Raw genomic sequence first — 10,932 nt, 5'->3', positions numbered from 1 at the left:
ACCATATAATCTGAGTTACTTCAGAGTGTACTTAATATAAGATATAATATGACTCTCTTTATTTACCTGAGTGACGCGCTCCAATGCGCGAACTCAAAACAGTTTTCCTGGCGACCATAGCGGTTTGGAACCACCTGACTCCATCTCGAACTCAGAAGTGAAACGAACATGCGCCAATGATAGTGTGAGGTTTCCTCATGTGAAAGTAGGTCATCGCCAGGGCTTTTTTCTTAAAGCGGCTTCTTAGCCGCTTTTTTTTAAAAAAAACACGAGCTAATGCTACTGGATTATCAACGTAATCAGCAGGATTAAAATGCCAATCTAAAGCATAAAAATAAAGCATTTACTCGAGCGGTAGTTTAACCATTTCCCATGTATTCTCTTTTAATATAAACCTTTTTCTTGAACCCTTAAGAAAGTCTTCTGTATTAATTTCCAAAATTTCCCATGCATGAGGGATAATTTTAACAACTCCAAATGACGATGGTATTTCCGAAGAATGTATATTTGGAGAAAAATGTGATAAATAGAAATCTTGCCAATATTTAGGTAAATAGTTTTCCCAATAGTGAGTAGCTATCGCTAAATTATTTTCAGCCGTTTGTAATAAGGCAGAACCTTCAACTGTTATTTGACCAACATCTAAATTGAGCAAGCATGCTGCAATATGCGGTTGTTTTTTAAGGTCATTCCATTTTCTAGAGTTGGTTTTTGTCAAAAAAATCAACGATCCATCATCTGTGAAATCATATAAATCCATCGTTCTAATATGCGGATGCCCATCATTTACGGTGGAAACCTGGCAGAACAGTTTATTTTTTGGAAAATCAAACCAGCTATGCAAAAGGTGTTTCATATTTTGAACGATCATTTTTCACCACATAATCTTATTGAAAGCAAGGCCAGTCCGCATATAATCGAATCTTTTCTAACTGCCAAGTTAAGAAATAACTCGAAGTAGACTGGGAAGTTGAATTAATATCATTATAAATGTAGATTAACAAAAAACTGTTTAGCAATTTAGTTAACAAAATTCAGTTAGATTCCGAAAAATCATCGTCAGTTTCTAGCGATTTTAATTCCAATCCATCAATTTCTTGTAAGGATTTGCCAGCAATGCCTTGTAAATCCCCATACATACCGATCGTGGCGCCCATTACACGTTCTATTTGCTCATTGCGTTTGGCCCATTGCTTCATAATGACCTTTCGTTCTTTTTCTAAATCTGATTGCATGGATGAGAAGGCATCAACGATTGCTTCTACTCGCTGTCGAAATCGAGGGCCAGTTAAATATTGATAAACCACCTCCATTTTTGTTTGTTGTCCTTCAGCAGAGTTACGTACCATAGCAACCTCTAGAAGTGACTGACGAAGTACCATAGCGACAGGGTATGCGGCCCTAGGATGGGTGACCCAAACACCATTAATCATTTCAAAAGTTTCAACACCAGGAGGCAAGGCTTGACTAACTATAACAGAAATTTCTGCTTTGGCAGTCCGTTGATCGTCTTTCAATTTTGCAAGCCATCCTTCACTCCAGTTTTTAGTTCGTTTAGATTCCCATAAAATAGTACCGCATATCTGACCATTTGCATCTGCAACTTTTTGCATTACATCTCCACCAAACTCTCCTTTTGGCACAGACTCTATGGAATCAAAAGGGAATTTTGTTTGTAACATTGACTCAAGTAACAATTCTTGTACTTCACCTTGAAGTTGTTGAGAACCTTGTTCTGCCTTTCTTTTTAACTCTTCAATTTGTTTTTGCATGGAAAAAATAGTTTGCTCTCGCTCTTTAAGCTTTAAATTAAGTGAATCTTCTGCTTCTTTTTTTGCATTCACACGAGCATTTTCTAATCCTTCATGAATACGTTTCTCTATTGTTAAATCCATTTCTCTTTTAGCGTCATCCAGTTCACGCTGTCTTTTCATGAATTCGGCTTCAGCTTTTTGGGCAACAGCCAATTTTTCTTCTCGAGCTTTTAAAAGTTCTTGTAAATCTGATAATTCTTTAGTTTTGTTCTCAAGTTCTGTTCCTAATACAAGTTTTGCCTTTTTAGCTTCTTCTTGAATAATAGAAGCACGTTCTTTTTTCAGTTGTTCTTGGACTTTATTTAAAACTTGCTCATCCAGGTGACGTTGTGCCTCTTTTAAATTGTTTTCTTTTTGCCGTATTGTTTCTTCACGACCAACGACTTCAAGATCTTTTTTCTCTAACTGCTCTTGATATTGCTTTTTCGTTGATTCTATCAAAGGAGCAGCAAGGGACTCAGTCAGTTTGATTTCAGACTTACAGGAGGGACAGATAATAGTTGGTTCAGACATTGTCATATTATTTCTATATTATATTGATCTAAGTTAATTCTATCATTGCAGAAATCTATTTATTAAGAGTTTTGCATTTAAAAAAACGCGCAGTTTATTCTTGCTTTTTTACTAAGTAGTTCCAAGGTTTCAATTTAATATGACTTCGTCAATAATTCTGCTGCATCAAAAAGCTTTTAATGATGTCACATTCAAGTTGGCGTGTCAGTTGTAGTTGGAATTTATTGATTTAAGAATGGGTAGGAGCCTATAATTTCTTTCTTCTTTCAAAATTATTTCTTACATTTTGATTTATATAGCTATTGAGACCTCTACCTGCTTTAGCTAAATTTTTCATTTCTTCAACATCATGAACCCCGGGCTTCTTATATGTGTAATGGTAGGCATAGGTGCTATTCTTAAATTTTACAATAATATAGTCTACTCCTATTTCGTATAGCTCAACTCCAGAGCTCCCACTTGAATTTCTATAAGCTTCCATTTTATTTCCCTATCACTATTGATTAAAAGTATAGAAATAAAATCAATATGCTTTCAATGCGGTGCGTGATTTTACAGTAGACATTGACTTGGCTTATTTATCGCTTGAACCACGTGATAAGTCTTGAATGGAGTTTGATGAATATGCAGTAAGTTCCAAAATGGAACTTACTAAAGCCTGATATTGTAAAATGAACTAAACTATTATGCGCTTTTCTGCGCGAGCAAAAGACCAAACAAACCTGATATCGGTCTTCCCCGTTCATCTTGTTTATGTAAATGACCTACCGATTCTTTATATTCGAGTATCGACCATCCACTGTCTTGATATACATGATAGAGCTCCTCTTTTTGCGGCAAAAAAGTGAAGAACTTGGGCAGTGAATAAAGTTCTGAGTGAATAGGAAATACTAAAAAATGATACCCCTTCTTCTTGGTTGCTTTTTGGAGTTCGGTAAGCAATTCTGGAATGCGTTGCCTATTTAAAAATTGTAAGGTGACTGTGGAGAGGACTAGATCATAACATTCTGGTTCAATATTTAGAGGTTGGTTTAAATCATGCAGTAACATATCGACTCCAGGCAAGTTTTCTTTCTGGAGTATGTCCTCAATGGTCTCCAATGCGGAGGGGTTGTGATCGATCCCAGTGACCTTATGTCCCATTTTTGTTAAATACAATAAATTCCTTCCTGAGCCACAACCTACATCAAGAATTGATGTAGGTTGTAAATGACGCAAATAAGTCTGATAGGCATACACTAAATCACTATGTGCAGCTCCTAAGCCGTATTTTTTATTAAAATAACGTTGGGGCATACAATAAAACTTAAGATTTGCCTTAAAAGGTTCACTGACAGGAATTATTTTATGCCATGCAGCAGGGGAGATAAGTAATTGGGGATGCTCTTCGTTAATTCGAGTGCGTGATAGCTCTTGTCCTCGACCGTTTAGGAATACAAAATCAATTGCACCCTCGAGCAGGGTAAGTTGACCCCAGGTACCTTCTTTAGTGCTGTGTTTTTCAAGGAAAAATTGTAGTTTTCCATGGCTTTCAAGTTCTATTTGTTTATAGCACATTAACTCACTGTATTCTGCTATCATGATGCACCTTTTATTTCTGGTTATTGATAATTATCTTATTGGTTGCTGCTCTTATTATCTATAAGCTCTGATTCCAGTTGGGTTAAAAGAGTACGCTCGTTCGTTAATTTGTCAGCTAACTGGTGGTTTACATCTCGATGCTCTTCTTCATCAATACGTACAGCTAATAGCACGTCACGTAAGCGTGCATCAGAAGCTAAATGCCAATAGTTTTTAGCAATATCAGGAGCAGGGCAATTTTCAATACGGCCTTCATCTAATTCTTGCAGATAATGGGTATAACTAACAACAGCTTCTTCTTCAAGATAACCAACAAAGCGATGGGCTGTTTTAGAAGAAAGAACATACATCAACAAATATAAAACTACAAAAATAGCTTGGGCTATGAAAATAATAAATCGTTCAAACCAATTAGGTTTAGCAATATACATAAAAGTAATCAAATGCATCCTCTCATTTTCTGCCTCATCAAGCAACGTTTTAATCCAGCCCTCATCATTTTTGATTTTTCTTAAGCAGCGTAAATGCAGTAACGCAGCCCCGACCATGCCCGGTACTGCAGCAACTGTTTCAAGGACGATTGCTCGATTTCCATATCGTTTTTGAAAAAAAGTATCAGCAAAAAACCGAAAAAATTTCACAAGACCAAAGGCAATTTTATCACTGATGGTTTTAGCAGGTTTATGAGTTGCTGACATGATTTTCTCCTTTACGGTATGTTATACATGATTATTATATTAAAGATGTATTTAAAATACAACTTTAATAGAGTGTGCTTATCTATTTATTTTTATGTGGAATAGATGCTATTTAGTCCGTTATTTAATCTGTTTTAGAAAAGCTGTTTCTTGACAGTGCATATCCAACCCCCCATAAACATCCACTGCTTTCTTATAGATGATATAATTTCAAGATAGGTCTCCATTATTTGAGTGTTATTTTGATGATTAAAGCTTCCACAAATGAGTTTCGTTTTTGTTTCAAACCAATAAATAAATCACAACATGAGCTTATTCTAGGGTGGATTCATCAGCCACATATTAATGAATGGCTTCATGGTGATGGTCTAAGTAATACGATTAAAGACATTGAACAATTTTTAAATAATGGAGAGGCATGGGCTACTCATTGGATTGCCTATGATAATGAAATCCCATTCGCTTATTTAATTACTTCTGAAATAGAGGAATCGGAAGAATATCCTGATGGCGCAGTAACACTGGATTTATTCATTTGCAGATTGGATTATATTGGCAAGAGATTATCAGTACAGATGATTCATGAATTTATCTTAAGTCAATTTTCTGATGCCAAAATAATGCTTATTGATCCTGAGATTTCTAATGAGCGTGCAGTTCATGTTTATAAAAAAGCGGGTTTTGAAATCATTGGGGAGTTTATAGCTTCATGGCATCCCGTACCGCACTATAAAATGCAATTGTGTATTGAAAATTTAAATTTGAAAAAGTAGGGGATAGGGATTGTGGTGATACTCAATCTTGAATGCCCAAGCCCCTGGCTAATTAATTATTCCCTTTCAGCTCTATCCCAATGTATTTCAAAGAGTTGTTTCATGAATATTGGAATAATAAAACATTGATACCGAATTATTGCCAAAATTAGCGATATAAGCACGAAGCGCATTCACCACTTTAAATGAAATAGTATCTTCAAGAGGTGTTCTGCCTTTATAATCCACCGCCAGTGTTTGTCTGATGATCGAACCCATTTCTGATTCTGTCGGTGTAATGGTAAATCCGATGTTACAAGTGGAAGGATGGCTTAAATCATGTGCTGGAAGCTATTTTGACAGTCATTATCCACAGTAATACGGGTGAGGGGTTTAGAAATGCCACTAATCGTTAATGGGAAACGCTTAGGTACATAATTTATTATTGTGTACATCACGGTTTGACTAATACCAACGCTATATGTTGGCGAAATAGTAGGAGTTGGTCCTGATAGGATGACTGGAGGATTTGCAAATATCAATGATGGAGACAATACGCTAGTAACCCCAAGAAAAATTGTCCGTAATTTCATAACAATATCCTTTTAAAGCTTTAAACTAAGTCCAAACAAGAGACTTTGGGTTTGAAGTGAAAAACGAGGAGCGGCGGATAAACTTACCTCATTTGTTGGCCCATTAGCAGGAGAACCGTGACCCAAAAAGGTATAGATGTATTCTGCGGTAGCACTTAAATAATTCGTGAGTGCCACACGCAATCCGGCTCCTGTATCCCAAGCGACTTGTGTTGTAGTATTGTTTGATAATGACAGGGCGCTGTCTTGGTTAATGCCTGCGCCAGTTGCTGTTTCATTGTATGATACAGTGTTCCAAGTTGCCCCTACACCTAAAATGGCATAAGGAGAAACCCTATCCCAAGTAAAAAGATTCGGCTTAAAGTCAAACATTAACCGAGTGCTTGTGACCGGTGCCCTAAAGCTGTAGTTATTAAATTCAGGAAGCTCAAATTGCCATACACTACCATTCAGGGTGGTAAATGTTTGATACACGTTCACTTCAAATAATAAATGATTTAAGTAAGGTCGTTGTGACAATGTATCTTCAAGCAGATAATAACCTACACCAATCTTCCAGGCGCCATCAGTTGAAATATGATTGACTTGGATACGGTCTGTTTCAAAAGAAGAAATAACAAGATCAGTATTGGGAACATTATACCAATTAACGCCACCTGCTGCAGAAATTTGGAGATTTTTATAATAATTCGTTGGCGGTGCTATCTCTCCCATTGTCCCGGCGTGAGCACAAGTTGCAGTGAGTAATAGGGCAGGCCAAATTAATCCTGTCTCTTTTTTTCCTTGATGTAAAATCATAGACTTACCCATATAATATAGAAAGAGATTTTTATGCTATCAGATGCAATACACTATGGCAATTAACTCCATCTAAACATGGTTCCAATGTAAGAGTCATCTTAATGTGTCAGAATTAAGTTTAAGTAATGTGCTCACTTTTATTAGAATCTTTGTTGAATACCTAGGGTCTTGCTTTTTACTTATTCATCGTAGCAGAATACCATTCTTAACTAAACGTTAATTTCTAGAGAATGGTCTAATAGCGAGCATAATATAGTTCGGGCATTGGCCGGATCCCAGATAATATTAGGTAAATTATTCTAAGACTGATAACATTTCTTCATACCAAACGCTACTTTGAAGGATTCAATTATGCTAGCAAGAACTTTTATTGTCGCTCTAAGTCTTATTTTATCCAATTCACTTTGGGGTATTACATGTTACTTCACATTAGCTAAAGATAACTGTTGGAATAAGTATACTGTCTCAGTAAATGTTATAGATGCAGAAACAACTAAGGTCTTAACTACATTAACAGTACCTGCTGGAAAGTTTTGGACGCGCCAGGCTTTCCCTTGTCAGCCTGGAGAAAATTTAAGGTATAAGGCAACGTTTTCTCCTTTGATTTGGGAAAGTGAAAAAGGTAAAGTTTATGCTGCTAATCATTTTTGGTCTTTACCAAATACAATTAGCCCAGGCGAATCAGCATGGAATATTTCTGTGTGTTATGCTAGTGATTTTTCAGAAGTTCCACTTCCTCCTGAAGCAAGTGGAACATGTAAGTGTGATTTTGATAGTATTCCACCGATACCACAAAAAAAAATATAAAAATGTAAAAATTATTAGATTAAAATGAATATCATTGAATTAAAATCATTTTTAACAGTCGTTGAATATCGCTCAATTTCTTTGGCGGCAAAAAGATTATATGTGACACCTTCTGCCATGACTAAGCGTATTCAAAGATTGGAAAGTGAATTCAATACTCGCTTGCTTACCGTTGATGGAGTAAGAATAAAACTTACAGAGGCTGGGAAAAAATTAATCCCCTACGCAAGGCAAATTTCATCGACGTATGATGAAATGAAAAAAGGAATGAGCTCCTACTCACAGCAATTCAAAACGACCTTAAAAATAGGTATCTCATTCTATCTTGCTCATTATCTTATCTATGATTTAATTAATTATATTCAATCAATAGACGAAAGAATAACTATCAATGTAAAAACTATTAATGAAAGAGATTACCTTGAACAATTGGATAATGGTTTCATTGATCTTGTGATTTGTACCACACGTTCTAATCAAACAAAAAATTTAGCGAATGGAAAGTTATGGCGGGAAGAACTTTGTATCTGTGCTTCTGCTAAACATCCATTAACTGTTAAAGATAAGGTATTTTTAGCTGAGTTATCAGCTTATGAGGCAGTGTTTCCAGAAAATGGAGGATATATCCGAGAAAAAGCTGAAGTGCTTTTTGCCAAGCATGATTTGCCATTAACAGTGGCTTTAGAAGCAGGTACAATTTTTTCTGTAAAAAATCTATTATTTTCAGGGAACTATTGGAGTATCGTTCACAAAAGAGTGCTGGATGAAAGTCGCTTAAAAATTATTAAGGTTCCTAGTATCAAACTTGATATTAAATTTAATTGGTATTGTCTTAACAGTAGAGTTCAAGAAAGAACAATAGAACAAACGATTAATCACATAAATAATTGGATAATAAATTCAGATTTAATACAAAAATACTCACTCAAATGACAGAATTCTCAAAAGAGGATGCCATTTTAAGAACCTCGTTCCTTTATCAAGAGTACTCCTCTTTATGCGCTCTTGGAACTACCAAAAAAAGCCTCCAAGTAATTCAGTTTATCCATAATCAAGATGGCATCTAGAGAATTTGCTGGATGCATTTGATGATTTACTTTTCTCCTTACTTATTGAGTGTCACTTTCAAGACCCTAAGTATATTGATGAATTAGAGACTTCTTGTTGCTGCTCTTCTTTTATATTTTTTAATTTGTTTTTAAACTCAACAGTAAATTTTATTTTTTTAGCTCCACTCATTTCAACTTTATTTTTGTCTGATTCTTCCGCAGTCATTTGATATATTTTCTCTTTTCGAGCTTGCTTTAATTTCGCCACATCAACATGTACATTTTTTCTTGCAAAAATTGTATTCGGATTGTTGGTTTCACCACTATATATACGCAAGTGTGAGGTGTGGAATCCCCAATCTCTATCATCCACATAAAGAGGATTTGGAAATGCCCCAATGTTTATGGATCGAGTGATGCGAACATCATCTTTTATAGCTCCCACTAATTTTTTCATAAATGAATCTTGTAATTTTGCTTCTTCATTCTCCTTTAACGTAACACTCGTTAAAAATGGATATATCTTTTTTTGATCCTTATACTCAGGATGTGTTTTTTCAAATTTTAAGTGTACATCATCTGCTGTATTTATAATTTTCAGCATGTTTTTTGGTGTTAACGGTCTTTGTATGCTGTGTAATACAGAAGTTGTTGCTTGACCAGATGGAAATTGAAATGCCTTGCCTCCTTTTGCGAGAGTCGCTAACTCTTTCAACTGTGCTGTATCAATAGGCCACACTTCTACAGATAGAGTTTCATTCTCTTTTTTTACATAAGATAATGTATATCGCTCATTATCTCCTGCTCCTGTTTTTGCGAGCAAATAAGAAGAATTTAGTCCAACTTGCTTAGTGAGTAATTTATTTATTTCATTCACACCTTCAGGAGTTAAATGATTAGGAAATGGTTTTGTCGTTAAAACAAATCCACATGGTTTTGCTAATTTTTCTTTTCTTTTTTCTTTGAATTGTTGATGCATTTCCTTTTCTTTATTGGATATCTCTGCTTGCACTGTGTTACAGCCTAATAAAGTAAATTCTTTAAGATTAGATTGTTCCACAGCAAGATTACAGAAGTCTTCTACCTTCATGTTTGCCATAGATTTAATATCAGCAGCAGCATGACTCAAGACGCTAACTTTGACACCTTCTGGTAAGACGATATTTCTATCAAGTAATAAATGAATATTCTGAGTACTGATGTGTGAGATTTTTCCTAACCGCTTTTGGGCATGACTATAGACGTGAGCCGCTTTTTGCACTTCACGATCTTCCTCCGCAATATTTTTTTCTGTTATAAGAAGATATTTCATTTCAGATAAGACAGAACGAGTTATCTCTTTTTTATATTCATTATATTCTTCATTACATTGAGGAACATACATAAGCGCATCTAAACTATTCTTCACTGCATTTAAATAAAGTTGTTTATAAAATGTACTTAATGGTTCACCGTCTTTAAGATGAGGGATATAGTGTAACGCATTCCCGTTTTGCTGAACCGCTGTTAAATAAAGTTTTTGATAATATGGGGTGAGTTCTTCTTTCATTGTAGGAATAAATTTCAACGCATCTCCATTTTGCCTCACCGCTTCTAAATACAATTCTTCATAAAATGAGCTTAATGGTTCGCCTTCTTTTGGTTTGGGAATAAATTCTAATGCATCCCCATTTTGCTTCACTGCAGCAAGATAAATATCTTTAAAATCTTGGTTTAATTCCCCATTGTTAGGTTGAACGATAAATTTTACTGCATCTCCATCTTCTTTCAATGCTTCAAGACACAACCATTTATAATCAGGGTTTAGTGTCCCTTCTATACTTAATTCATTATCTGGTGGTACAGGAATAAATTTAAGTATTTTTTCCAGTTCTTTTCCATCTAATTTTAGAACCTCACTAAAAATATCTTTATAGTCTTGAGGTAATGATTCTTCCATTTTGGGTTTATGAACCAGTTCTACTATCTTACTGTCTTGTTTTAATGCTGCAATATAAATATCTTTATAATCTTTGGTGAGAGGCGCTCCATCTGATGGTTTGGGTATAGAGACTAATCCACTTCCATTTTTTTTCACACCAGCTAGATATATTTCTTTATAGTCTCGGTTTAATGGATCTATTACAGTAGGATGATGTATAAATCGAAGTTGATATCCATTTTGCTTCATGGCTGCCAGATATATTCTTTTATATCCTGGGGTTAACGGTTCCCCATTTTGGGGTATAAAAATATTTCGTAGCGCTTGCGGACTTTGCTTCACTGCTTCTAAATATAGTTCCTCATAGAATGAACTTACTTTTTCTCCTTCTTTAGGCTTAGGG

12 protein-coding genes and 1 rRNA gene are annotated in these 10,932 nt (G+C 35.2%); 4 read left to right on the top strand and 9 right to left on the bottom strand.

What is annotated here, in order from left to right:
• The first annotated feature begins 106 nt into the window (after positions 1–106).
• Positions 107–222: ribosomal RNA gene (gene rrf, locus Lsan_RS05505) — 5S ribosomal RNA — on the top strand.
• A gap of 121 nt (positions 223–343) precedes the next feature.
• Here the strand turns inward: rrf and Lsan_RS05500 are convergent.
• From Lsan_RS05500 to Lsan_RS05480, 5 genes are all read right to left on the bottom strand, one after another.
• The gene (locus Lsan_RS05500) at positions 344–871 is read right to left on the bottom strand and encodes a pyridoxamine 5'-phosphate oxidase family protein (RefSeq protein ID WP_083505084.1); all 528 of its coding nucleotides are present in this window, start codon (positions 869–871) and stop codon (positions 344–346) included.
• Between the two features lie 163 nt (positions 872–1,034).
• A complete protein-coding gene (locus Lsan_RS05495) occupies positions 1,035–2,333 on the bottom strand; it encodes a DUF2130 domain-containing protein (RefSeq protein ID WP_237762047.1) in 1,299 nt (432 codons plus the stop codon).
• Between the two features lie 241 nt (positions 2,334–2,574).
• Complete coding sequence (locus Lsan_RS05490) at positions 2,575–2,808, bottom strand: hypothetical protein (RefSeq protein ID WP_058513501.1); 234 nt, start codon at positions 2,806–2,808, stop codon at positions 2,575–2,577.
• Between the two features lie 203 nt (positions 2,809–3,011).
• A complete protein-coding gene (tehB, locus tag Lsan_RS05485) occupies positions 3,012–3,908 on the bottom strand; it encodes an SAM-dependent methyltransferase TehB (RefSeq protein ID WP_058513500.1) in 897 nt (298 codons plus the stop codon).
• Positions 3,909–3,943: 35 nt separating this feature from the next.
• On the bottom strand, positions 3,944–4,606 hold the full coding sequence (locus Lsan_RS05480) for an alternative oxidase (RefSeq protein WP_058513499.1): 663 nt from the start codon (positions 4,604–4,606) through the stop codon (positions 3,944–3,946).
• A 245-nt stretch (positions 4,607–4,851) separates the two neighbouring features.
• Here Lsan_RS05480 and Lsan_RS05475 point away from each other — a divergent pair, with 245 nt between their 5' ends.
• Positions 4,852–5,379 (top strand): GNAT family N-acetyltransferase, encoded by a 528-nt coding sequence (locus Lsan_RS05475; protein WP_193392684.1) that lies wholly within the window; start codon positions 4,852–4,854, stop codon positions 5,377–5,379.
• A gap of 87 nt (positions 5,380–5,466) precedes the next feature.
• Here Lsan_RS05475 and Lsan_RS21965 read toward each other — a convergent pair whose 3' ends face one another.
• The 3 genes from Lsan_RS21965 to Lsan_RS05470 are packed head-to-tail and all read right to left on the bottom strand — an operon-like array spanning position 5,467 to position 6,749.
• The gene (locus tag Lsan_RS21965; RefSeq protein WP_157068287.1) at positions 5,467–5,637 is read right to left on the bottom strand and encodes a hypothetical protein; all 171 of its coding nucleotides are present in this window, start codon (positions 5,635–5,637) and stop codon (positions 5,467–5,469) included.
• A gap of 53 nt (positions 5,638–5,690) precedes the next feature.
• On the bottom strand, positions 5,691–5,951 hold the full coding sequence (locus Lsan_RS21960) for a hypothetical protein (RefSeq protein WP_133134395.1): 261 nt from the start codon (positions 5,949–5,951) through the stop codon (positions 5,691–5,693).
• Positions 5,952–5,963: 12 nt separating this feature from the next.
• Positions 5,964–6,749, bottom strand: a complete 786-nt coding sequence (locus Lsan_RS05470) for an outer membrane protein (protein WP_058513497.1) — start codon at positions 6,747–6,749, stop codon at positions 5,964–5,966.
• 354 nt (positions 6,750–7,103) lie between these two features.
• Here Lsan_RS05470 and Lsan_RS05465 point away from each other — a divergent pair, with 354 nt between their 5' ends.
• Both Lsan_RS05465 and Lsan_RS05460 read left to right on the top strand, forming a co-directional pair.
• Positions 7,104–7,559 carry a hypothetical protein gene (locus Lsan_RS05465; protein ID WP_058513496.1) on the top strand — a complete coding sequence of 152 codons (456 nt, stop codon included), beginning with the start codon at positions 7,104–7,106 and terminating at the stop codon, positions 7,557–7,559.
• A gap of 24 nt (positions 7,560–7,583) precedes the next feature.
• Positions 7,584–8,492, top strand: coding sequence for a LysR family transcriptional regulator (locus tag Lsan_RS05460; protein WP_058513495.1), 909 nt, complete (start codon positions 7,584–7,586; stop codon positions 8,490–8,492).
• 192 nt (positions 8,493–8,684) lie between these two features.
• On the opposite strand, the gene Lsan_RS05455 is transcribed toward Lsan_RS05460, so the two are convergent.
• The coding region (locus tag Lsan_RS05455; protein WP_193392683.1) for a DUF4116 domain-containing protein at positions 8,685–10,932 on the bottom strand (2,248 nt) is incomplete at its 5' end.

Origin of the sequence: Legionella santicrucis (assembly GCF_001468135.1) — a bacterium.
GTDB lineage: Bacteria > Pseudomonadota > Gammaproteobacteria > Legionellales > Legionellaceae > Legionella > Legionella santicrucis.
This window is presented reverse-complemented; position numbering and strand designations above follow the sequence as displayed.

Excerpts from the sequence above, each read along its gene's own strand:
- Lsan_RS21960 (WP_133134395.1), bottom strand. The coding sequence starts at position 5,951 with ATGAAATTACGGACAATTTTTCTTGGGGTTACTAGCGTATTGTCTCCA.
- Lsan_RS05465 (WP_058513496.1), top strand. The coding sequence starts at position 7,104 with ATGCTAGCAAGAACTTTTATTGTCGCTCTAAGTCTTATTTTATCCAAT.
- Lsan_RS21965 (WP_157068287.1), bottom strand. The coding sequence starts at position 5,637 with ATGGGTTCGATCATCAGACAAACACTGGCGGTGGATTATAAAGGCAGA.
- Lsan_RS05470 (WP_058513497.1), bottom strand. The coding sequence starts at position 6,749 with ATGATTTTACATCAAGGAAAAAAAGAGACAGGATTAATTTGGCCTGCC.
- Lsan_RS05500 (WP_083505084.1), bottom strand. The coding sequence starts at position 871 with ATGATCGTTCAAAATATGAAACACCTTTTGCATAGCTGGTTTGATTTT.
- Lsan_RS05460 (WP_058513495.1), top strand. The coding sequence starts at position 7,584 with ATGAATATCATTGAATTAAAATCATTTTTAACAGTCGTTGAATATCGC.
- Lsan_RS05480 (WP_058513499.1), bottom strand. The coding sequence starts at position 4,606 with ATGTCAGCAACTCATAAACCTGCTAAAACCATCAGTGATAAAATTGCC.
- Lsan_RS05495 (WP_237762047.1), bottom strand. The coding sequence starts at position 2,333 with ATGACAATGTCTGAACCAACTATTATCTGTCCCTCCTGTAAGTCTGAA.
- tehB (WP_058513500.1), bottom strand. The coding sequence starts at position 3,908 with ATGATAGCAGAATACAGTGAGTTAATGTGCTATAAACAAATAGAACTT.
- Lsan_RS05490 (WP_058513501.1), bottom strand. The coding sequence starts at position 2,808 with ATGGAAGCTTATAGAAATTCAAGTGGGAGCTCTGGAGTTGAGCTATAC.
- Lsan_RS05475 (WP_193392684.1), top strand. The coding sequence starts at position 4,852 with ATGATTAAAGCTTCCACAAATGAGTTTCGTTTTTGTTTCAAACCAATA.